General features: G+C 39.4%; 22 protein-coding genes. 5 read left to right on the plus strand and 17 right to left on the minus strand.

The features are described from left to right. Window positions 1–15 precede the first annotated feature (15 nt). From FS608_RS11065 to FS608_RS11110, 10 genes are all read right to left on the minus strand, one after another. On the minus strand, window positions 16–909 hold the full coding sequence (locus tag FS608_RS11065; RefSeq protein ID WP_144549867.1) for a R2-like ligand-binding oxidase: 894 nt from the start codon (window positions 907–909) through the stop codon (window positions 16–18). A 23-nt stretch (window positions 910–932) separates the two neighbouring features. Then, window positions 933–2,456, minus strand: a complete 1,524-nt coding sequence (locus FS608_RS11070) for a class I adenylate-forming enzyme family protein (RefSeq protein ID WP_144549869.1) — start codon at window positions 2,454–2,456, stop codon at window positions 933–935. 28 nt (window positions 2,457–2,484) lie between these two features. Then, a complete protein-coding gene (locus tag FS608_RS11075; RefSeq protein WP_144549871.1) occupies window positions 2,485–3,429 on the minus strand; it encodes an MBL fold metallo-hydrolase in 945 nt (314 codons plus the stop codon). Window positions 3,430–3,569: 140 nt separating this feature from the next. Beyond that, complete coding sequence (locus FS608_RS11080) at window positions 3,570–5,246, minus strand: long-chain fatty acid--CoA ligase (protein WP_144549873.1); 1,677 nt, start codon at window positions 5,244–5,246, stop codon at window positions 3,570–3,572. Between the two features lie 136 nt (window positions 5,247–5,382). After that, window positions 5,383–6,552, minus strand: a complete 1,170-nt coding sequence (locus FS608_RS11085; RefSeq protein WP_144549876.1) for a thiolase family protein — start codon at window positions 6,550–6,552, stop codon at window positions 5,383–5,385. Between the two features lie 256 nt (window positions 6,553–6,808). Further along, the gene (locus FS608_RS11090; protein WP_144549878.1) at window positions 6,809–7,582 is read right to left on the minus strand and encodes an SDR family oxidoreductase; all 774 of its coding nucleotides are present in this window, start codon (window positions 7,580–7,582) and stop codon (window positions 6,809–6,811) included. 335 nt (window positions 7,583–7,917) lie between these two features. Then, on the minus strand, window positions 7,918–8,319 hold the full coding sequence (locus FS608_RS11095) for a MaoC/PaaZ C-terminal domain-containing protein (RefSeq protein ID WP_144549880.1): 402 nt from the start codon (window positions 8,317–8,319) through the stop codon (window positions 7,918–7,920). Further along, window positions 8,316–8,765, minus strand: coding sequence for a MaoC family dehydratase N-terminal domain-containing protein (locus tag FS608_RS11100; protein ID WP_144549882.1), 450 nt, complete (start codon window positions 8,763–8,765; stop codon window positions 8,316–8,318). The genes FS608_RS11095 and FS608_RS11100 overlap by 4 nt, the downstream gene beginning before the upstream one ends. A 20-nt stretch (window positions 8,766–8,785) precedes the next feature. Next, window positions 8,786–9,550, minus strand: coding sequence for a 3-oxoacyl-ACP reductase FabG (gene fabG, locus FS608_RS11105; RefSeq protein WP_144549884.1), 765 nt, complete (start codon window positions 9,548–9,550; stop codon window positions 8,786–8,788). Window positions 9,551–9,600: 50 nt separating this feature from the next. Continuing rightward, window positions 9,601–10,779 carry an acyl-CoA dehydrogenase family protein gene (locus tag FS608_RS11110; protein WP_144549886.1) on the minus strand — a complete coding sequence of 393 codons (1,179 nt, stop codon included), beginning with the start codon at window positions 10,777–10,779 and terminating at the stop codon, window positions 9,601–9,603. Between the two features lie 248 nt (window positions 10,780–11,027). On the opposite strand from FS608_RS11110, the gene FS608_RS11115 reads away from it, so the two are divergent. The 3 genes from FS608_RS11115 (at window position 11,028) to FS608_RS11125 (ending at window position 13,659) form a co-directional block, all read left to right on the plus strand. Beyond that, the gene (locus FS608_RS11115; protein WP_144550091.1) at window positions 11,028–11,180 is read left to right on the plus strand and encodes a YpzG family protein; all 153 of its coding nucleotides are present in this window, start codon (window positions 11,028–11,030) and stop codon (window positions 11,178–11,180) included. Window positions 11,181–11,380: 200 nt separating this feature from the next. Beyond that, entirely contained in the window at window positions 11,381–11,893 is a 513-nt protein-coding gene (locus FS608_RS11120) for a GNAT family N-acetyltransferase (RefSeq protein ID WP_144550092.1), read from the plus strand. A gap of 95 nt (window positions 11,894–11,988) precedes the next feature. Then, complete coding sequence (locus FS608_RS11125) at window positions 11,989–13,659, plus strand: PAS domain-containing sensor histidine kinase (RefSeq protein WP_144549888.1); 1,671 nt, start codon at window positions 11,989–11,991, stop codon at window positions 13,657–13,659. Window positions 13,660–13,681: 22 nt separating this feature from the next. Here FS608_RS11125 and FS608_RS11130 read toward each other — a convergent pair whose 3' ends face one another. The 4 genes from FS608_RS11130 to FS608_RS11145 all read right to left on the minus strand — a co-directional run bounded on the left by FS608_RS11130 (window position 13,682) and on the right by FS608_RS11145 (window position 18,803). Next, entirely contained in the window at window positions 13,682–14,788 is a 1,107-nt protein-coding gene (locus FS608_RS11130) for a GerAB/ArcD/ProY family transporter (RefSeq protein ID WP_144549890.1), read from the minus strand. Between the two features lie 75 nt (window positions 14,789–14,863). Next, complete coding sequence (locus FS608_RS11135; protein WP_144549892.1) at window positions 14,864–15,970, minus strand: GerAB/ArcD/ProY family transporter; 1,107 nt, start codon at window positions 15,968–15,970, stop codon at window positions 14,864–14,866. 35 nt (window positions 15,971–16,005) lie between these two features. Continuing rightward, window positions 16,006–17,217 carry a Ger(x)C family spore germination protein gene (locus FS608_RS11140; protein WP_144549894.1) on the minus strand — a complete coding sequence of 404 codons (1,212 nt, stop codon included), beginning with the start codon at window positions 17,215–17,217 and terminating at the stop codon, window positions 16,006–16,008. Then, window positions 17,217–18,803, minus strand: a complete 1,587-nt coding sequence (locus tag FS608_RS11145; protein WP_144549896.1) for a spore germination protein — start codon at window positions 18,801–18,803, stop codon at window positions 17,217–17,219. Before FS608_RS11145 ends, FS608_RS11140 begins: the two co-directional genes overlap by 1 nt. 203 nt (window positions 18,804–19,006) lie before the next feature. On the opposite strand from FS608_RS11145, the gene FS608_RS11155 reads away from it, so the two are divergent. Then, window positions 19,007–19,243, plus strand: a complete 237-nt coding sequence (locus FS608_RS11155) for a YczF family membrane protein (RefSeq protein ID WP_144549898.1) — start codon at window positions 19,007–19,009, stop codon at window positions 19,241–19,243. Between the two features lie 18 nt (window positions 19,244–19,261). Here FS608_RS11155 and FS608_RS11160 read toward each other — a convergent pair whose 3' ends face one another. Continuing rightward, the gene (locus FS608_RS11160) at window positions 19,262–19,489 is read right to left on the minus strand and encodes a hypothetical protein (RefSeq protein ID WP_144549900.1); all 228 of its coding nucleotides are present in this window, start codon (window positions 19,487–19,489) and stop codon (window positions 19,262–19,264) included. 200 nt (window positions 19,490–19,689) lie between these two features. Here FS608_RS11160 and FS608_RS11165 point away from each other — a divergent pair, with 200 nt between their 5' ends. After that, window positions 19,690–20,634: an aldo/keto reductase family protein gene (locus FS608_RS11165; protein WP_144549902.1), complete on the plus strand. Its 945-nt coding sequence runs from the start codon at window positions 19,690–19,692 to the stop codon at window positions 20,632–20,634. A 45-nt stretch (window positions 20,635–20,679) separates the two neighbouring features. On the opposite strand, the gene FS608_RS11170 is transcribed toward FS608_RS11165, so the two are convergent. Further along, window positions 20,680–21,903: an MDR family MFS transporter gene (locus tag FS608_RS11170; RefSeq protein WP_144549904.1), complete on the minus strand. Its 1,224-nt coding sequence runs from the start codon at window positions 21,901–21,903 to the stop codon at window positions 20,680–20,682. 129 nt (window positions 21,904–22,032) lie between these two features. After that, a complete protein-coding gene (locus FS608_RS11175) occupies window positions 22,033–22,299 on the minus strand; it encodes a phage holin (RefSeq protein ID WP_144549906.1) in 267 nt (88 codons plus the stop codon). Window positions 22,300–22,383 lie beyond the last annotated feature (84 nt).

Below are 22,383 nucleotides of genomic sequence, written 5' to 3' on the forward strand. Positions count from 1 at the left end.
TCCTCCTCTACCATTCTAAAGTACTCCTAATTCACTATCTGAAAATCTATAAATCTCTTCGATTTTTTTGCCTTTTGCCCGTGCTAAAATCTCCATTCGAATGGAGAGTTGTTTCAAGGTAAAGTTCATGATGTCCTCCGGGTCCCCACCAAATGCACTTACCTCCCTTCCCGCGATGCCTTCTTGGTTCAGCCTAATCGCTAACGGAGTCAGTTCACCCATCTTGGCTGCCACAAAATCAAAGAGATGTGGATGTTCACAAATTAAACGTTGCAATAGGAATGTTCCATAGCCGATATGTCTTGACTCATCCTTTTTTAAGTTTCCGATTCCTTCAAGCAGGCCAGGCATAATCCCCGCTGTTTCTAAGGCATTGTAAAAGGAAAAATATCCGGTTTCTGCTAATACCCCCTCAACAAACATGTTGTACACGACCGATGCTTCAGCAATGGCTTCGGGGGATTGGTCGGTAATAAGACGTTCCATTGTCGTTGGGAGAATTTCATAGAAAATTTTCTGATAGGTTTCGGTATGAAAATGAGATAGGTCTCCTCGCTCACCAATCGCATTCAATACTAGCCGGAAAAACTCCGTATGTTTCGCTTCCTCATACAAAAAAGTTGTTAGAAACATCTCTTCTTCCAAACGCCCTTCTTTCGCAATCGCCATAATGAGTGGCAGCAAGTCCAATGTAACCGCTTCCTCGCCAGCTTGAAATTGAGAGATTAGCCGTAAAATATCTGCTCGCTGCTCCGAATTCATCGCCTTCCAATCCTTTTGATCCTGACTAAAATCTATATCAGCCGGGTTCCATGTCCCCAACCGTTTTGCTTTTTGAAATAAACGATAAGGGAACGAATCTTCAAGTAAACCTCGACTGCTAGTTGTTAATATGGTTCTTTTTTCCACCTAACTTCTCCTCCTTTTTTCCTTTACGGTTTGATGACAATTTCTGATGCCTGCTTGCGGAGATGTGTTTTTAATATTTTCCCCACACCATTTCTCGGCAGTGCCTCTAGAAAAACAATTCTTCGTGGTGTTTTATTTTTTGCTATATGATCTTGGCAATAGTTGATTAATTCTTTTTCGGTTACTTTTGATTCTGGCTTTTTTACCACGTAGGCAACCATTTCTTCACCCATTCGTTCATCGGGAACCCCGACCACTGCTGCCTCAAAAACATGTTCGTGAGCATTTAAAATTTCTTCGACATCCCGAGGATACACATTAAAGCCGCCGCGAATAATTAAATCCTTTTTTCGATCAACAATATAGACATAGCCCTCGTCATCGATTCGAGCCAAATCGCCCGTAAATAACCATGAATCCTTTAAGACTCGCTTGGTTTCATCGGTATTTTGATAGTAGCCTGGTGTGACATTATCACCGCGCACAATTATTTCCCCCACTACACCAGCTGGAACTTCCTCACCATTTTCATCGACAATTCTCAATTCTACCCCTGGGATCGGAATCCCCACCGAACCGGGTTTTATTTCTATGCCTTTCTTGTGAGCAGTAACAACCGGAGCAGCTTCTGATAATCCATAGCCTTCGAACACTTTTGCACCAAATTTTTGTTCAAAAGCACGCAATAAGGCAACAGGCAATGGTGCTGAACCAGAACCGACTGATTCAAGACTGGTGGTATTATATTGTTCGGCTCTTGGATAAGAAACCATGGCATGTATCATCGCAGGAACCGCTGAGAATGTCTCCACTTTATATTTTTCAATTGCCTGAAATACCTCTTCTAATTGAAAGTTTGAAAAAATAACGATTGTGCTGCCTTTTAGAAAGCAAATATTTGAGATTGTCAGACCATACACATGTGCAAGCGGCAGGACTCCAAGAGTTGTTCCCCGGTCTGTTTCATTATGTTTTGCCGAATTCTCGGCATTCGAGTATAAGTTTTTGTGGGTTAATAGAACTCCTTTAGGATTTCCAGTGGTTCCAGAAGTGTACAAAATGACAGCTGTATCATCTGTGTTTCCTTGTTCATCCATTTGATTTATGGCGGCGGGAACTAACACATCATAAAAGTTTTTTATTCGATCATCTGAAGGTTGGTCCACAACAATCAACTGAGGTTTTATTGACAATCCTTCTAGTAATTGTTCAACATTTTTACGTACAGCGGAGGAGGTAATGACTGCTTTGGCTCCGGAATTTTGTGCGATGTAGTGAAGTTCCTTTGGGTGCAAAGTAAACATAACCGGGACTATCGTTGCTCCTGCTCTGGTAATCCCTTGATAAGAGAAGAGGACCTCCGGGCAATTAGGCATACATACCATCACTCGATCGCCCTTAGTAATTCCAAGCTTTCGTAAGCCAGAAGCAAATTGGTCTGCGTATTGCTTCGTTTCCACATTGGTAATTTTCTTTTCATTGAAATATAAAAAAGGATACTCACCGAATTTAGCGATATTTGTTTCTAGCAGATCCTTAAGGTTCACACAAGCACTCCTTTACTAGACATTTTTGTTAAGTCAAACGATAGATGATAACTGAATCTTTTTGCTCATATCTCACCTGCTGCCTTTCTTCAAGCAGGTCCAAGTGGCCTTGTATTTGAGATAAGCCTAAAAACACCGTATGCCCATGCAAACGAGGATACATTTCTCTGCAAATTTCATAGATACACTTACCACCGGTCGCAAGAATGGAGAGAATCTGCGCGCATCGTTTTTCCTGTTCAAGTAATCTCGTTTTGATCAATGTTAAATGATCGCTAAATGCCTCGCCATGACCAGGATAGATCCTTTTCAATGGCAGTCTGCTTACTTTTTCAAGTGAATGTCGGTATTGCAATAACGGTCTCGGCCGATTGACCACACCGGGATTTGGTGGTTCAATAAAGGCATTCACGGAAAAGGCCTTTAATAAGTGATCGCCGGCAAAGGTATCTCCAGTTTCCTCGTTCCATAGTAAAATATCAGATTGACTGTGGCCGGGAACATGAACGACCTCAAACTCCTTCCCACCTAACTGAATAACATCGCCTTCATTGATCAAGGTAACATTGCGCCACTCTTCCTCTTTAAATGGTCGTTCGATGATGTGCTTTAATGGGTCTGCACCACAACTTGTTAAAAACTGGCGGAAGAAAGCTTGTATTCGTTGATACTCTTCCACACCGGCATTAATAGAACTACTCGCCTGTTCATGGACATAGATTGGAAACTCTTTTTCTTCCAAAAGGTAAGGAATTCCTCCTGCATGATCAATATGGATGTGGGTAAGGACAATCTGATCAATATCCTTTAATGTAACTCCGTGCGTATGTAGTTTGCTTTTAAGTTGTTGAAATGACGTTTTCCCAGGGTTTCCAGTGTCGATTAACGTAACCGAGTCTCCAATCGCCAAAAAAGCATTTACCGTCCCCTCAGCGAAATGAGTCTCTAATTCAAGCGGAACAATTTTAATCAATTGATCGCCCTCCTTTCGAAAATAGTATTTTTACCGGAGGATTGACCTAGACACGATCAAAACTATATTATTTTTTTCATAAAAGATGATTACCTTATAGGGAGCTAACCGAATGGCCCGCTCCCCTTATTGAGCTACATTTACTGAATCTTACTGGATGTTTTCGCCTTTTCCTCTTCTTGGAGGGACCGCCATAATATCTTACCGCTCGATGTCATTGGGAACTGCTTTCGGAATTCAATCTGTCTAGGATATTTATAGGCAGCCATATGTTGTTTTGACCACTCAATAATTTCCTCTGCACTTACTTTTCCTTCAAACCCTTCATTCAATATGACAAAGGCTTTTACTGTTTCGCCCCGTCTTGGGTCTGGAACACCAACAACACAGGCTTGTTGAATGGCGGGATGCTTATAAAGATAAGATTCAACCTCGGTAGGCCAAACCTTGTAGCCGGAAGCATTGATCATTCGTTTAACCCTATCGACAATGAAAAAATAACCCTCTTCGTCATAACGTCCGATATCACCTGTACGAAAGAATTTTTTACCATTGATTTCAATAAAAGAACTTCTATTTTCATCATCGCGATTATAATAGCCAACCATCACTTGCGGCCCGTTAACGATAATCTCGCCAACTTCCCCGATCCCTAGTTCTTTTCCAGTCGCAGGTTCAATAATTCTTGCATCGACATCAAACGAGGGAATGCCCAGGCATTGCATTTTTGGACGTTCCGATGGATTAAAATGGGTTTGTGCGATCGTTTCGGATAGACCATAGCCTTCGACAAAACGCAATCCTGATAGTTTAAATAACTTTTCACCAACCGCCTCAGGTAACGCGACTCCCCCTCCGGAAATGAAAGTTAACGAGGCAATATCTTCTGCTTTCAGGTTTGGGTTGGACAGGAAATCAACAATCATTGTCGCAATCGTCACCCAGTGTGTAATTTTTAGTGTTTTTATCATTTCGATTGCGAGATCTCGATTCCATCTTGTCAAGATAACCATCGTACTCCCGCTGAAGATTGGCATATGCATACTGTGGACCATTCCTGTTACGTGAAAAAGCGGCAAGGACATTAAATGGACCGCATTTGGTGTCGTTGATGACCAGTGATAAGCACCCACTGTGTTTGCATTTACTGTTCGATTGGTATGCATACAGCCTTTTGGCAGACCTGTTGTTCCTGAGGTATATGGAAGACATGCGAGGTCATCACCCTTGGCTGTATGCTCTGTTGGTGTAAGATTTGCTTGGACTGCCTCCTTCCAAAGGTAATGACCACCTTCTGAAAAAGGAAATCTCGCAGCTTCTACTTCTTTTGGAAGCATTCCATCAAAGTCTTCACCGGCATAATCCGAATAGGCAGCGATGAGTAAATTGGACAATGACGTTTTCCCTAACAACGGACCGATGCGCTCATATAATTCCTGCCCTGCGATAGCAGTCTTAATTTCACAGTCCTTTACATAAAACGCCAGTTCATCAGCAACTAACATGGGATTGATCGGTACAACCACGGCGTTGGCTCGTAAAATTGCATAATAGCCGATGACAAACTGCGGGGAATTCTGCATGAATAACAAGACCTTTTCCCCAGTTTTGACACCTAATTTGTGCTGCAGATAACCGGCTAAGGCATTAACTTCGATATCGAGCTGTTCAAAGGACAATTTATTACCGTAATAATATATGGCATCCTGGTCTGGATAACGGCTTGCACTGACTTTGAGGTTGTCATAAAGAGAAGTGGATGGAACCTTTAAAGATTTAGAGATTTTAGGCCAAAAATCATAATGAAGGGTTAACAACAGGACTTCACTCCTTGTTTAATAGAATGTTAAAGTTTATTGTAAACGCTGTCATTTTATGAAAACTCTTCTACTATTTTGCCTAGGAGGGAGACATTGTCTGCCTCCCATTCCCCTTGGTGCCTGACACCATCATTTATTCACGTTCAATTATTGTGGCAATCCCTTGCCCGCCGCCAATACATGCGGTAATTAGTGCATATTTCCCAGCTGATCGTTTTAATTCATAGACTGCTTTTGTAACAAGGATGGCACCAGTTGCCCCGAGTGGATGTCCATGGGCAATGGCTCCTCCGTTTATATTAACTTTATTTAAGTCCATTTCGAGTTCGCGGTTACATGCTAATACCTGTGCCGCAAATGCTTCATTTATTTCAATAACGTCCATTTCATTTAACGAATATCCAGACTTTTCGAGTACCTTTTTTACAGCAGGAACAGGTCCGATTCCCATAATGTTCGGGTCTACACCAGCAACTGCATATGCACGAATCACTGCTAGCGGGGTTAGACCTAATTCCTCAGCCTTCTCTCTCGACATAATCACAAGGGCTGATGCAGCATCATTTAAGCCCGAGCTATTGCCAGCTGTAACGGTTCCGCCTTTTAGAAATGCTGGCTGCAGTTTTGCCAAAGCGTCATAGGTTGTTTGTGGCCGTGGATGCTCATCCGTTTTAAAAATAAGCGGTTCTCCCTTTTTGACAGGAATCGTGATGGGGACAATTTGTTCATCGAATCGACCCTCCTCCATCGCGATTGCCATGCGCTGTTGACTTTGAAGGGCAAATTGATCTTGTTCTTCTCTTGTAATTTGATATTTTTCAACTAAGTTTTCAGCGGTAATTCCCATGGGCGGATCTCCAATTTCTTTCGGAGACAACTGTGATTTTCTAAAACTTGGCGGTACAGGGCTAAATGGTTTTTCGGGCCGATCCATCAAATAGGGAGCACGGCTCATGCTTTCTGTCCCTCCGGCAATATAGATTTCGCCATCTCCAGCACGAATTGCTTGAGCAGCGAGATTGATAGCATTGATTCCGGAACCGCACTGCCGGTCAACCGTTAATCCAGGCAAATCCATCGATAACCCAGTCTTTAAGGCTGTTAATCTAGCAATATTTCCACCGCCAGAGAGGACATTTCCAAAAATGACATCATCAATGGTTTCAGGATTAATATTTGCTCGTTTAACTGCTTCTTTAATGACCTCTGCGCCCAAAACATGGGCAGGAACCCCAGCAAGAGCACTTCCTTGTCTTCCGATCGCCGTTCTGACAGCTGAAACAATGACTGCATCTCTTTTCATAGCATTTTCACCTCTTGAATTTGACTATTATTATTAAAAGGGGAGCATTTTCAAGTAAATTATTGTCTTTTTAAATATACATGGCCCTAATATGGTCCATTATTAGTATAAAAGGGGATTCTATCGGCGAATTCTTGTATTCTATCAGCGAAATCCTTGGTTCTATCGGCGAATACTCCGGTTCTATCAGCGAATTGCTGAGACTTCGAAAGAATCCAGCAGTCACCGAGCGAATTCTCATCATCAACGAGCGAATCTACATCGCATGTGCACCACCATCGACCACCACGACATCACCCGTTACAAAATCAGATGCTGGTGCGGCTAGGAATAAGGCAACGCCTTTAAGGTCATTTTCAGAACCAAACTTCCTTAGGGGTGTGCCTTCGAGAATTGCTTCTCCCCCATGATCCAGCAATCCTTTAGACATTTTCGTTGGGAAAAATCCTGGGGCAATCGCATTGACATAAATACCACTTGGCCCCCATTTGACTGCCAAATCCTTCGTAAAAGTAATTACTGCCCCTTTGCTAGAGTTATAGCCGATGGCATTCATATACTTTGGATTACTGCCCTTTAAACCAGCTACTGAAGCAATATTGATTATTTTTCCAGATTTTTGTTGGAGCATAACCTTACCAACCGCCTGGGACATTAAAAAAGTACCTGTAACATTGACATCCATCACCTTTTTCCACGCTTCGAGTGGCATTTCTTCGACCGGTGCACCCCAGGATGCACCGCTATTATTAACGAGAATATCGATTCGCCCAAAGCGCTCCACTGTTTGGTCGACGACATTTTTAATATCCTCTGGCTTTGTGACATCACATTTTAATGCAAAACTCTCCACACCCATTCTTTTTAATTCTTCACTAATTTCTACACAGGCTTCCAATTTTCTTGAACAAACCACTACATTTGCGCCAGCTTCAGCAAAGCCTTCAGCGATTTGCTGTCCCAATCCTCTGCCTCCACCTGTAACAATAGCTACTTTTCCCGTTAAATCAAACAAATCTTTCACATTCATTGGTCGTTCCCCCTATAAAAAAAGAATCTTTTTTAATCGAACCCTTTGTAAGCCAAAACTGGTTAACTGCCTAAGACGAATCCCTCAAATTAAAATACTAACCAGTTGGTATGCAGATAATCTCTATAATATCAAAATCTTCACAATATTCAATATCTATTTATTCGTCAATTTTTTCATTAATATAGTAGAAACATTTTCCAAACAATATGACATGGCCCACACCTTTTCTTATTCGTGTCAGTTGATGTTGTAAGAATAAATAATATAGATAACAATAAACCCAGCACCATAAAGAGAGGTCCTCTTGGTGCTGGGTCAGAATTCATTCATGCTTAATATTGGTGATATAAAACTTCCCCTTTTAACACTACATTCCCTTGTTGATTCACAGCCTGCACCGTAAAGCGCAGGTTTTTATCCTGCTTTTCTTTCAATGTAGCCTTTAACGTGATTACGTCATTTAAGAATACCATCCCTTTGAAGCGGATTGAGTAATCTTTCATAAAGCCATCTTCATAATAGGCAGTAAAAAGCTTGGCAAGGTTCCCCATCGTCCACATTCCATGAGCAATGATCCCTGGTAATCCGGCCTTTTTTGCCTCAACATCAATTGTATGGATCGGGTTAAAGTCTCCAGATGCACCTGAATATTTAATTAGGTCCATCCTTGAGACAGGATCCAGTTGTATTTCCTTTACAGACTCTCCGACTTGTAACTCTGTGAGTGTACTCATTTAACCAACACCTTCCTCACAGCTTCTGAAATGACAACCGTAGAAGTTGAACTAAATATCAAACCACCTTCTGCATTTTCACCAAAGCTTTCAAGGATCAGAAACCCCATCTCCCCGAAGTTTCCTTTTTTCTCAAAATAATTCTTCACTTTAGAATAGCAGAGTATTTCCTCTCCTACTCTTACAGGACGTTCGTAATGAAAGGTTTGTTCACCATGGATTAAGCCTTTATTTGGCAGGTTTAATCCTTCAATGTCACCATAATCAAATGTTCTTGGAAAGGTTGGCGGAGCAATATTGGTTTGATATCTAGACTTTCTTCCCGTTTCCTCATCAAAATAAATCGGATGAAGATCCCCAATTGCTTCTGCAAACTTTTTAACGGCTCCTCTTTCAACAACATTTTTAACTTTAGTCGATTGTTTACCGATCTGGTCTTTAAACAATTCACCCTCACCTCATCTATTTAGCATTTTGGTCCGCCAGCAACATAAATCACTTGACCATTAACGAACGATGATTTTTCATCAGCAAAGAAGGCAACTGCATTGGCAATATCTTCTGGCTTTCCACTTCTGCCGACTGGAATACCTGCGATACTTGCTTGAATCAGTTGTTCAAAAGGAATCCCGATTCTCGCAGCAGTTTCTTTGGTCATCTCTGTTTCAATAAATCCAGGAGCTACCGAGTTCGCAGTAATACCATATCTCCCTAATTCGATTGCGAGAGTTTTGGTAAAGCCCTGCAACCCCGCCTTGGCGGCAGCATAGTTGGCCTGACCGCGATTTCCCAGTGCAGAAGTCGATGAAATATTGATAATGCGTCCGTATTTATTTTCGACCATATATTTTTGGGCGGCACGGGCAGCATTGAATGATCCTTTTAAGTGTACATCCATAACCATTTGCCAGTCTGAATCTGTCATTTTAAAAAGCAGGTTATCGCGAATCACTCCTGCATTATTAACAAGAATATCAACGGACCCGAAGGCTTCATAAACCTCTTGCATCGCGGTTTCAACTTGCTCCGCATCCACGACATTTGCTACTTTCGAATACACGTCTACACCTTTTTCTTTCAATTCACTGGTTGTTTCACTTAACGCCTCTTCATTCAAATCAATTAAAGCAACCTTCGCCCCTTCTTGGGCAAAAAGCTCCACGATTCCTTTTCCGATTCCACGGCTTCCACCCGTTACAAAAGCTACTTTTCCTGCAAATCTTCCTGTCATTTCTATTCTCCTCCGGTTTAAATAAATTTGTAGATTGCGCTTACATTTTTTTATACATATTGACCGATCTTAACATGACCTTTAATCAGGTTCCGCGCGATAATCATTCGTTGAATTTCATCTGTGCCATCGTAAATTCTCCAGAGTCGCGCTTCACGGTACCAGCGCTCAATCGGCAGTTCTCTTGTATAACCCATCCCGCCGTGAATCTGAAGGACACGGTCGACGACATTGTTTCCCATATTTGCACCATATAATTTTGCCATTGATGCTAAGTGCCGGTTATCTTCCCCATTATCTAAGGTGAAAGCAGCGTTCAAGACGAGCCACTTTGCCGCTTCAATTTCAACTGCTGAATCAGCGATTTGCCATTGGATTGCTTGTCTTTCGGCAATTGGTTTACCAAAAGTGACCCGTTCCTTCGCATAATCAATCGCCATTTGCAGCAAACGTTCGGCAGTTCCGACTGCTCTTGCCCCTACGACCCAGCGCGCAAAACCGATCCACTCTAGACCGAGATTATAGCCTTTGTGCAACTCACCAAGGATATTTTCCTCCGGTACACGGACATTTTCGAATACAAGGCCAGCTGGTCCCCATTCTCCCATTGTATGTATATACTCTGATTTCCAGCCCATATCTCGGTCGACAATAAAGCATGTTACTCCTTCACGCCCATGTGTGGATTGATGTAGTTCTTTGTCAGTAATCGCTATTGCCATCACAAAATCGGCTTCATTTCCGCCAGTAATAAATGTTTTTTCACCATTTAGGACCCATTCATTTCCGTCTTTTACAGCCGTCATTTTAATATTTCTTGTATCGGAACCAGCACCAGGCTCCGTCATGGCAAAACATGACTTTTTCTCTCCGTTAATCGTTGGGATTAAATATTTTTCCTTTTGTTCTTCATTCCCATAATATAGGATATTATCAGCACTACCGCCAAACTGAAACGGTACAAATGTTTTTGAAACCTCCATTAACACAATCGCCATCATCATTTGGCCCAGATCTGCCCCGCCGTATTCTTCGGGAGTATTAATTCCCCAAAATCCAGCTTCCTTAGCTTTTAATTGCAATTCTTTAAGTGTACCGGCAGGAAGACTTGGTTTACCTTCACGTTCATTTCTAAGGACATCATTTTCAAGTGGAATGAGTTCTTTTTCTACGAATCTCCTAATTGTTTTTTGAACCATTTTTTGTTCATCAGTCAAACGTAAATACATATCATTCACTCCATTCTTATTTTAAGATTAATGGTTAATGCCGTTAAATAATCATATGCTAAACCTAACATGAGCATACCTACCGGTTGGTATGTAACTTTATTTTATTCCGAACTTTCAGATAATACAAGTATTTATTTAGATTTAATTATTTCAGTTTTAATGACTATTTTCCTGTTTTTTTACAAATGATAAATATGATATTCAGTAGAATATCTTCGTTTCAAATCCTTTGATGAGGTGATTTGATGAGCTATAAAGATCATTTAGATCCGCACTCCGAGCTTTTTCATTATGGTACGACGAGAGCGAAGCATACCAAAGCACAGATTAATGGGCAAACGCAAATGTCACAAAATCAGATCATTCTAAGGAGCAATGCCAAGGCCCACCGCTGGTAAGGTTTTGGCCAAGAAACGAGTTATGGCAGTTTAGAAATAAATTGTCATGAAAAGAAAAGGCCTTTTCTCGGATAACAATTCCGAGAAAAGGTTTTTCTTTTTTTCAAATAATTTATGGTATGTCAATATTGATAATGTTAGTGCCAAAAGATAATATAAAATCTATTAGACAATATATAAAAACTGGAGTGATAAATGAGATGTTTGAGGACTTTACGATTAGAGATGCAAATTTGAGTGATTTGGAAACCATTATCAATATATATAATACAACCATAGCAAGCAGGATGGTTACAGCCGATTTGGAACCCATTTCAGTAGAGAACCGGATCCAATGGTTCCATGAACATTCACCCGCTTTTCGTCCATTATGGGTTGTTGAAGACAAAGGTGTAATTTGCGCATGGGTAAGCTTCCAATCCTTTTACGGCCGCCCAGCTTATAATGCAACGGCGGAAATCAGTATTTATATTCATCCAGATTTTCGGGGGAGAAAACTGGGTAAATTTTTAATTCAAAAAGCGATGGATGCTTGTCCTGGATTAAACATCAAAACCCTGCTTGGTTTTATTTTTGGTCATAACGAACCTAGTATCAAGCTTTTTAAAAGCTTTGGCTTTGAAAAATGGGCTCACCTTTCAAATGTAGCTGAACTGGACGGCGTTGAGAGAGATTTGCTTATTTTAGGGAAAAGAATCGAATTAGACAGGTAATTCTACTATTTTCACTATTGTATTATTCCAAAATAATGGATTTTCTAGTACTATAGACTATGTATTATATTTATTGAAAAGAACTGGAGATTTCCATGAATAAAAAAAAGCTGATCCTGTTTTACTTAATTACAAGTATTATTTGGATCTTTGGGTCCAATTATTTAATTGAAAAGTTTATCCCATCTTCAATAGTTGGTGTGGTTGAAAGGGTAAAAGAGATGCTATATATTTTGGTTACTGGAGGATTTCTTTATTTTTTTATCAGTAAAAAAGAAGAATTATCTGTTTCCCAGGAAGATCAAAAACGGTTATCTACATTAATCAATTCAATGGTTGATTTTGTTAATTTTAAAGATGGAGAAGGCAGATGGATTGAAGCCAATGAATTTGGGTTACAATTGTTTCACCTGAAGAATGTGGATTATAGAGGAAAAAGAGACTCTGAATTAGCCAATTATACTGACTTTTATGGTGATGCCCTTCGATATTGTGAAATTTCTGATGAAGAGGCTTGGAATAATCGGACCATTACCCGTATTGAGGAAGTCCTTCCTGTCCCAGACGGGTCAACAAGAATCTTTGACACAATCAAAGTGCCGCTATTTAATAGTGATGGCAGCCGCCAAGGTTTAGTCATTATCGGACGTGACATCACCGAGAAAAAGGAAATGGCGTTAAAATTGGCAGAAAGTCAGCAACAATATAAATCACTATTCGAATACAGTCCAGATATTGTATATATGATGGATCTGAGTGGAACGGTTACCAATTTAAACTCACAATATGATGTCATTACCGGCTTCAAACGTGAAGAAATAATAGGAAAAAACATTAAGAATTTGCTACCAAAAAAATATGTAAGGTATCTACCTAAATTTATTTCCACAGTTGTGGAAGAAATTAAACCAGTCATGTATGAGATCAACATTCCACATGCAAACGGGAATCGAATTATCTTAAAATGTACCTCACTCCCAATCATTATTAATGGGAATATTGCTGGAATAATTGGCTATGGCAGTGATGTCACTAAATTAAGGGAAACAGAAGAGCGTCTTCGAAGGACAGAAAAGTTATCAATTGTGGGTGAATTATCTGCAAGTGTAGCTCATGAAATTAGGAATCCGCTGACATCTTTAAAAGGGTTTGTACAGCTTTTACAAATGGAAGATGGAAAGCATGATTACTATTATCAAATCATGTTAGACGAATTAAACCGGATCAATCATATTGTTGGCGAGCTATTGCTATTGGCTAAACCGCAGATCATAAAATATACCAAGGCAAACCTCCAAAAGATATTGAAGGATGTCATTTCACTATTAAGCACAGAAGCTAGTTTATATAATGTCCAAATCGACTCCTCATTTATAGAAAATGAAATAGTCATTGAGTGTGAACCCAACCAACTCAAGCAATTATTTATCAATCTTATTAAAAATTCAATTGAAGCTTCACCAAAGGGCGGAACTGTTTCCATTGATTTAGAACAGTCAGAAGAAAATAAGGTGGTAATCACTATTAATGACACTGGCTGCGGGATTTCAAAAGAAAGATTAGAGAAAATTGGCGAACCATTCTATTCTTCTAAAGAAAAAGGGACAGGGCTAGGATTAACGGTAAGTTTCAAGATTGTTCAATCGCACCAAGGCACGATTCATTTCGACAGTGAAAAAAATCATGGGACATCGGTCCAGATAGCTCTGCCTGTTAAACAAAATACTCCGAAGGATACCCACCGATTGGGCAATGAGTATGTATAACAAAATGTTTAAGCCCGCGTTATCATGCCGGGCTTTTCTTTTTCTTCCTATTCCGAAAGAAAGCAATAATTAGTAACGAAGACGGGATGATAATTTGAAATGGCCAATGCAAATAAAGCGGGACTAAAACTAAACCTTCCTTAATATGTTCTGCATAATTGGATGCAATGGTAACGGATGCAAATAAAACAATAAGGCCTAAAGGAAACCCTATTTTGCGTTGATTCGGAATTCGAAAGATATCTGCTGCACCAGCAACTGCTGCATAAAAGTAGATGGCAATCTTAAAAAAACCTCCAATTACTAGATAGAGCATAAATAATACATCTAATCGTTCGATAAAATCGGCAATTTGAATCCTTCCTACTGTAGTTAAGAGCGGGAAAGTAGACCGATGAAAGAGTGCTACACCTAATACAGATATATTTACTACCACTGTGATGGTAATATTTATTCCACTTAAGATCATCCCACCTAAACAAACAATCTTTGCCTTCTTTTTATCTCTTAGGAATGGAAGAAGCATAGTAAAAACGACCATTTCCCCAAAAGGAAAGGTAATGGTCTGAGTTAGAAATGTTTTTATGACAGGTTTCAACCCATTTTCTAAAATTGGTTTTAAGTTTCCTAAATGAATCAAACCCGAAAAGACAATTAACAACATCCCTAATATCGCCGTCAAGTAGACAACGCCGAAGAAAATTTCTCCAACCCGCGCTAATACTTCAAACCCTTTATGGATGCCATAAATAATCGTAATAATCATTAAGGAATTGATAACAAATAATGGAGTACTATTATAAATGGTTGAAGATAATAATTCTCCAAAATCGCGTAATACCCTTGAAGCACAATATAAAAAATAGACAACATATAATACCCCAATAAACCGTCCAAGCCATTTCCCTATTATTTCTTGAAGATAACTAGTTAAGGGTAGGTCAGGATAGTACACAAATAATCGATAATAAACATAAAAGACCATTAATCCACCGGTTAAACCCAACAATACAGCGATCCAGGCATCCTGTTTGGCACCTGATGCAATCCCAACCAGAATAGCACTGCCCATTTCAAATAATACAACTAGGACAAATAATTGGGTTGTACTAATTTTTACTTTTTCCATTTACGTATGTTCCCCCCCTTAGAAGGGTTATTGATTACATCTAAGCAATATGGATTATTCAAAAACCATTTCACATTAAGCTGGGCATGTTTTTTTCTTTCGATTACGAAAAAAAGCAATGATTAGTAAGATGGAGGGAATGATAATTTGAAATGGCCACGACAGAAAAATCAAAACAAAAACAGTACCCTCTCTTATAAATTCTGCAAAATTAGAGGCAATAGTTATCGAACCAAAAAGTACGATCATCCCAATTGGAAACACCAGCTTGCGTTGATTTTTAAACTCAAAGATATCAGCAGCACCGGCCACCGCAGCATAATAAAAAATAGCAATTTTAAAGAAACCGCCAATAATTAAATAGAGCATAAATAATACATCTAATCGTTCAAGAAAATCGGCAATTTGGATTTTCCCTATTGTAGTTAATAAGGGAAAAGTAGATCGATGAAAGAGACCTACGCCTAATACAGAAATATTTACTACAGTTGTAATGGTGATGTTAATCCCCGCTAATATCATCCCGCCTAAACAAACGAGTTTAGCCTTTTTTTTATCATTTAAAAACGGAAGCAGCATCGTAAAGACAACCATTTCTCCAAAGGGAAAGGTGAGGGTTGTCTTTAAAAATGTTTTAATAACAGGTTTCCATCCGTTTTCTAAGATTGGGGTGAGATTACCCAAATGAATTAAACCAGAAAAGGTAATTAGCAACATGCCGAATATCGCTGTAATGTAGACAATTCCAAAATAAATTTCGCAAACTCGTGCTAATACTTCAAACCCCTTATGGATCCCATAGATAATAGTTACAACCATTAAGGTATTGATTACAAATAGTGGTGTACTATTATATATCGTTGTGGTTAATAACTCTCCAAAATCTCGCAATACCCTTGATGCGATATAGATAAAATAGACTATATATAAAAAACCAATAACCTTTCCAAACCATTTTCCTATTATTTTTTGAAGATAACTCGTTAAGGGCAGGTCAGGATAGTACATATATAGACGATAATAAATAAAAAAGACAATGATTCCGCCAACTAAGCCGAACAATATAGCGATCCAGGCGTCCTGTTTCGCTTCTGATCCGGGACTAAGGAGAAGTGCGCTGCCCATTTCAAACAATACAATAAGCACGAATAATTGGAATCCACTTATTTTTGCCCTTTCCATTTCGAGCGCCCCCCCCCCTCATTCCATATCCATCATTATTTATTAATATCTGACCAAAACGGATTCGTTCGAACCCCTTCACGTCGGACGTAAGAATCCACCTTAATATTCACCTCAAGGTCTGCAAAATCATTGTTCCAATCTCCCTTTAACTTTTTCCATAGGACAGGATTGGCTTTATGAACTACATCACCAAACCCGAAGATATCGCACTTTAGCCGCTTCACTTCCTTCACAGTCGACTGTACTTCTTTCTTAATTGCTTTCTCCGTTAACTTTTCAATTTTTCCTATCGTTTTTGGATCCATCAAATTAATAGCTGTATTGGCTTCACTTACCCAGCCCTCGTTCTCAATCTTTATATTAATAACGGGTTTTCCGTTTTTAAATTCCGTCGAAACCTTGGTTTTTGACCGAATAGGGACAATACTAAGGGCATTTTTCTTCCCATTCCATTTAAGCGTAATATCGGTACTCTTGGCTTTATTTAAAATCCAAATGACCCCACGAGACTTTTTACTTTCAATCCAATCAATCAATGCCCCATCTTTAATGACAGCTAGTCCATCTGCTGCGAGAAAAGCATCGGTGGTTGTTTTTTGCAAATTGGTTGCCTTGTTGGCTTCTTCTTTCATACCAATTAGTTTATACCCATTTAAAATCGGTTCTTTCCCGTTTCCTACGATTCCGTCAATCAAATCATCAATACTTATACTCATATTCTCCCCTTTCATTGCTTCAGTAAATTTTAACTCTTTAGTAATTTTGGTAACGGGTAGTTTATCAAGAATGGTCAGAGTAGTGACGATTTCCTCTGCGGTAGAATCTCTTGCAATAACGATCTCTGTCGTAGTTCTAAACTCTGGGTCCCTTGCAAAGGCATCCAACATTTTAAGCATTGAAGTTCTATCCCTAGCGACTTCTTCACTTACAACCACTAAATTGGTATGTGCATAATATAGCCGTCGTGAAACCTTTTTCGTTGCATTTCTCGCTGCTTCCGTTATCGTCCTACCAGTGCTTCTATAAACGGCAATCGGCAGACCTTGACCTCCTCCAGTTTGTCCTGCTGAAACGTTCCCAGGATTAACAAGCTGAAACGAGACATGGTACATATCATCATCTTCCCGATCAATACCAAGTGCCGTCACAAAGGCCAAATCTGTGAGCTCTTTCTGATTCCAACATGCACTGAGGATCGGCATAGTCATTATTAAAACCAAAATAACAAGCAAGCATTTTTTCATTACTCTTCACCATTTTTAGATTGATTTTCCGATTGCTTTGGAGGCTGTGGCTTTTGATTTTCCCCAGTCCTTTTAATATTTCCTTTACTAATAAACATGGGTCTATTTTTCATTGCCCAGACAGGAAAACGAACAAATGCATCTTGTTGATTATGAAGGTTAAAAGGTGCGAGCGGCATCATGTATGGAATTCCAAATGAACGAAGTGAACATAAATGGATCGTCATGAACATAAGCCCTAACATGATTCCATAAAATCCTAAAATTGTCGCTAATCCCATTAGAACAAAGCGAATTAATCTTGCTGCAATGGCCATAGCAAAAACAGGGGTGGAAAAATTTGCGATCGCCGTGATGGAAACAACAATAACCATGACAGGAGAAACAAATCCCGCCTGTACGGCTGCCTGGCCAATTACGAGCGCCCCTACAATTGATACAGCTTGACCAACTGCTCTTGGAAGCCTTAAACCAGCTTCCCTTAATATTTCAAACGTTACTTCCATGATTAATGCCTCAACAAAGGCTGGAAATGGAACACTTTCACGTTGAGCAGCAATAGCAATGGCCATAGTGGTTGGAATCATTTCTTGATGAAAAGTAGTCGCAGCAATATAAACAGAAGGCCCAATAACTGCGATAAGGAATGCCAAAATTCTTAACAATCGTATCCCAGTTGAAATGTCAAACCGTGAATAGTAATCATCCGGCGCTTGGAAAAATTGAATAAAAATAGCTGGAACAGTTACAACAAACGGAGTTCCATCGACAACTATGGCAATTCTCCCCTCCAATAAATGGGATGTCACGACATCCGGTCTTTCTGAATGGTACGTTGTTGGGAATGTTGTCCAAGTTTGATCTTCAATCAATTGCTCTATATAACCAGAGGCAAGGATGGAATCAATATTGATTCGCTGTAGCCTTTCTTTAACTTCTCCAACAATTTTGTCATTGGCAATTCCATTAATATAAAGGATTGCGATGTCAGTTTGGGAAACAGTACCTAGTTTCATGGAATCGACCCGTAAATTGGGACTTTTTATACGACGCCGTATTAAAGCAGTATTCGTCCGGAGTGTCTCTGTAAACGAATCTTTTGGACCTCGTATCGACAATTGGGTTGAGGGTTCAGAAATGGCCCGCTTTTCCCATCCTTTGGTTTCGCCGCTAATTGCTTTGTTGCAACCTTGCAAAAAGATGACTGTATTTCCAGAAAACAATGAATCAAATACTTGATTCCAATTTTCAATGGTCTTCACATTTCCTAGTGCCATTGCTTCATCCATCATGAATTGAAAAATATCTATCGGTCCTTCGGGTACTTTTGTTTCTATCACTGATTCTAGAATATAGTCTGCAATGCTTTGATCACTAGCCAATCCGTCAATAAAAACAAGTCCGCCTTTATGGGAACCAATCTTAAACTCGCGAACGTTTACATCGCTACTATTGCCAGTTTCCTCTTTTAAATGAGAGATATTCTCTTGATAATCCCTAAGAATAGGCAAGTCCTCTGGTTTTTGCGGATCTTGTTTTTGCCTATAATTATCTTCCTGTCTCTTTTTTTGTTTATTTTTGAGCATTTTAGACAAAATCGACACAAAATCCACCTCGCTTACTATTATTTATAACTTTTCACCCATTATTGGATATATTGCCCAATGGTTACCACTTTATCCCATTGAGAACGGTTTAAATCAAGCATAATAAACATTTTTAAACTGGGATAAGGAACTGCTTAGAACCAAACAATAAGGACAATATGATCCCAAAAGGTGTGATGAGGTTGAAAATATTTTTTGTATCGGGCTTATTGGCGACTTTTAGTGTAATCCTAATTGTTTCACTAGATCTTTTAATGGGTATTGGCATACCAGGAATTATTTGGAAGGCGATAAACCCTTTTAAAGTAATGGAACCCGCTGAATATGTAATTATTTTTTTATTTCTTTTGTTTTACGTCATCGATACCTTTGGTAGTTATTTAAATAAGAAAAAGGAAAAACAGAATCCGACCAATTAAAAAAGATAAGAGCCTCCCTTATAATGGAAGGCCCTTATCTGACTTCGTTTTTGATAATACTTTTTCCCTTTTCTGGAACAACCTCTTGATTAAACCAACCGTACCTAATACTAGTTTACTCAACCATCTCCTTTTCCCTTTTATATTCGGCCCATACACATACCGATTCCAAAAATAATAGAAAAATTCCTCAACTACAAGTAATAGGACGAACAATAGTACCGAAATAATGATCCAAAACCACATTTTAAGGACTCCTTTTCAAACAGATGATTATTCATATTCGATAAACCTCTGAAAAGTACGATCAAAATCATGCGCAGTTCAACATGGAACTATCTGGATATTCTTATTTTAGCAAATACTCACTAAATTGTGGACCTTTAGGTAAATTTTGTTGTATTTTTATTTTGAGTCGCGAAATTTTTTAGGAGGGGATTTATTATATGGAATATCGTCGCTTGGGAAACACTGGCTTAAAGGTAAGTGAAATAAGCTTAGGAAGCTGGCTTACATATGGAGGCTATGTAGAGGAACAAAATGCTTCTGCTTCAATCGATAAAGCCTACGAATTAGGGATTAACTTTTTTGATACTGCCAATGTTTATATGCGAGGGGAAGCTGAAATCGTAGTAGGTAAGGCACTGAAAAAATATATACGTGATTCTTATGTATTGGCTACTAAAGTTTTCTGGCCAATGGGTGATGGTCCGAATGATAAAGGATTATCTCGTAAGCATGTTATTGAACAATGCCATGCTAGTCTTAAACGTCTTAACACTGATTATGTAGACATTTATTATTGCCATCGTTATGACCCTCAAACACCGCTCGACGAAACTTTACGTGCACTTGATGATTTAGTCCGTCAGGGGAAAGTCTTATATGTTGGTGTAAGTGAGTGGACAGCTGAACAAATTTCCGAAGCTGTTCATCTTGCCGATAAAAAGCTGCTGGACCGCATAGTAGTCAATCAGCCGCAATACAGCATGCTGCAACGTTATATTGAAAAAGAAGTACTGCCTGTAAGTGAAAAGCATGGAATTGGCCAGGTTGTCTGGTCCCCGCTTGCCCAGGGTGTGCTAACTGGAAAATATATAAAAGGCCAACAAGCTCCAACAGGGAGCCGGGCTTCACAGGAAAAATACAGCAATCTTTTTGGTTTGTTAACGGATGAGAACCTTGATAAAGTAGAACTTTTAAAAGATGTTGCCCAAGACAATGACCTTTCCCTCGCTAATCTTGCCCTTGCTTGGATCTTGCGGCAAAAGAATGTAGCAAGTGCACTTGTCGGGGCAAGCCGTCCCGAGCAATTGGAAGAAAACGTGAAAGCATCGGGTGTTAAGCTAAATGATGAAACTCTGGCAAGAATTGAAGATATTCTAAGATAAAGATGATGCCTCTGGCTGCGTATCCAGAGGCATTTCTTATTTTTATCAAATTGTTTTTTCAAGGTTTGGAGTTTTTTCGTTAATATTATAAAATTTATTTCCTGATAAGAAGAAAACCACACTACCCAAGGTTGTGATCGTAAGTACCCAAAACATGATTTGGCCTTGAAACTGACTAAGTAGAAAGCCGCCAATAATTGGCCCTAAAAAATTTCCAATCTTCCGAAATTGTGCTGCCCCGAAATACGTACCTCGCAAATGTTCGGGTGCCAATTGATCAATCATCATGCTGTTCGATGGGAAAATTAAAATTTCACCTATGGTTAGGAACACAATTGCCAGAATGGCAGTTACCCAGCCGTTTACAAAACTAAAGGCAACTAATCCTGCTGCCATAAATACAGCACCGACAACCATCACCTGCATTAACCGGAACTTCTCGGCAACATGACTAATGGGCATTTGCAGGAAAACAACCATCACCGCATTTATCGTGATCAGCGTTGAAAAAATGACAATGCCATTTTCGACAGTACCTTCAAGTATTTGCGGCAAGTTGGAATCAATTTGAACATAGCCCATGTTGACTAAAATGATACCAATGATTAGATACCTTAATGCTTTATCCGTTCTAATAATTTTAAATGCATCACCAAAAGAGACTCCCTTTTTGCTTTGTCCGGGCTGAGTTATGACTAGCCTCTTCATCAGGATCACCAGCACCATTGCATACAATAAATATGTGGTTCCAGTTATTGCAAACGATAACTTTGCTGATGTACTGGCTAAATAGGCTCCAACCAGCGGACCTACTGATGCTCCAATATTCATGGCAGTATATCGTAAGGAATATACCTTCATCCGCTTTTCCTTATCGGTTAAATCGGCCATTAAAGCTTGAGCGGTTGGTTCAAAAAATGAATTGCACAGTCCGTTTAATGCATTTAAAAGGATAAACCATCCTTCACCAGTTGCCATCGTAAACCCATAATAAACAAATGCAACCGTAAACAAAGAGATAAGCATAACAGGTTTTCGGCCAAATCGATCTGATAAATGACCTCCGATAAAACCGCCAACTGTTGCCATTAATGGACTCATCCCAACGGTTAAGCCGATGATGATTGGCGACAGATCCATATTCCTAGATAAGTAGATAGATAAGAAAGGCAGCGTCATAAATGAAGCGCCTCTAGATAGAACGGTCCCAATTAATAAAACCCACACAATCGGGTGAAATTGTCCGATATAGCTTTTTATTTTTACCATTTATATGTACTGCCTCTCACAAATTTTTTAGTCCATATTTAGTAAAACAATTTGTGTGGCTATTGTAAAGAATTTTCTTACTGTTATTACAGGAAAAGCCAGTTCCGATTTGGAACTGACTATTATACATTAGTTTGGATCTTTGTAGGTTAACGCCCGTTCACTATCCTTATACCCCTTTGTGGTCGGATCCTGTACAATCCCTAACATAGACAACAAAACAAACACAGCATTCACAAGGGTTAACACACCATTCTGAATAGCATCAGTAAGCTGAAAATCAATGATTCCGGAAGAATGTAAAGCTGCTAACACCATCTGAGCCACAATCATGATTTGAGAAACAAACGCGATTACCCAGTTCTTATTTCTTAATCGGACTTTCCAGTTGATCATCTCCCCATCCCCTTCCATTTTTGTTAAACAATCTTTCTATTAACATATGCTTGGACGAGGAAATGGTTGTCCGCTGATATCATG

This window comes from Bacillus sp. X1(2014) (assembly GCF_007678255.1).

What these genes read in the sequence shown, in the direction of transcription:
- FS608_RS11085 (WP_144549876.1), bottom strand. Translation starts at nt 6,552, where the DNA reads ATGAAAAGAGATGCAGTCATTGTTTCAGCTGTCAGAACGGCGATCGGA.
- FS608_RS11090 (WP_144549878.1), bottom strand. Translation starts at nt 7,582, where the DNA reads ATGAATGTGAAAGATTTGTTTGATTTAACGGGAAAAGTAGCTATTGTT.
- FS608_RS11095 (WP_144549880.1), bottom strand. Translation starts at nt 8,319, where the DNA reads ATGAGTACACTCACAGAGTTACAAGTCGGAGAGTCTGTAAAGGAAATA.
- fabG (WP_144549884.1), bottom strand. Translation starts at nt 9,550, where the DNA reads ATGACAGGAAGATTTGCAGGAAAAGTAGCTTTTGTAACGGGTGGAAGC.
- FS608_RS11110 (WP_144549886.1), bottom strand. Translation starts at nt 10,779, where the DNA reads ATGTATTTACGTTTGACTGATGAACAAAAAATGGTTCAAAAAACAATT.
- FS608_RS11115 (WP_144550091.1), top strand. Translation starts at nt 11,028, where the DNA reads ATGAGCTATAAAGATCATTTAGATCCGCACTCCGAGCTTTTTCATTAT.
- FS608_RS11120 (WP_144550092.1), top strand. Translation starts at nt 11,381, where the DNA reads ATGTTTGAGGACTTTACGATTAGAGATGCAAATTTGAGTGATTTGGAA.
- FS608_RS11125 (WP_144549888.1), top strand. Translation starts at nt 11,989, where the DNA reads ATGAATAAAAAAAAGCTGATCCTGTTTTACTTAATTACAAGTATTATT.
- FS608_RS11130 (WP_144549890.1), bottom strand. Translation starts at nt 14,788, where the DNA reads ATGGAAAAAGTAAAAATTAGTACAACCCAATTATTTGTCCTAGTTGTA.
- FS608_RS11135 (WP_144549892.1), bottom strand. Translation starts at nt 15,970, where the DNA reads ATGGAAAGGGCAAAAATAAGTGGATTCCAATTATTCGTGCTTATTGTA.
- FS608_RS11140 (WP_144549894.1), bottom strand. Translation starts at nt 17,217, where the DNA reads ATGAAAAAATGCTTGCTTGTTATTTTGGTTTTAATAATGACTATGCCG.
- FS608_RS11145 (WP_144549896.1), bottom strand. Translation starts at nt 18,803, where the DNA reads ATGCTCAAAAATAAACAAAAAAAGAGACAGGAAGATAATTATAGGCAA.
- FS608_RS11160 (WP_144549900.1), bottom strand. Translation starts at nt 19,489, where the DNA reads ATGTGGTTTTGGATCATTATTTCGGTACTATTGTTCGTCCTATTACTT.
- FS608_RS11165 (WP_144549902.1), top strand. Translation starts at nt 19,690, where the DNA reads ATGGAATATCGTCGCTTGGGAAACACTGGCTTAAAGGTAAGTGAAATA.
- FS608_RS11170 (WP_144549904.1), bottom strand. Translation starts at nt 21,903, where the DNA reads ATGGTAAAAATAAAAAGCTATATCGGACAATTTCACCCGATTGTGTGG.
- FS608_RS11175 (WP_144549906.1), bottom strand. Translation starts at nt 22,299, where the DNA reads ATGATCAACTGGAAAGTCCGATTAAGAAATAAGAACTGGGTAATCGCG.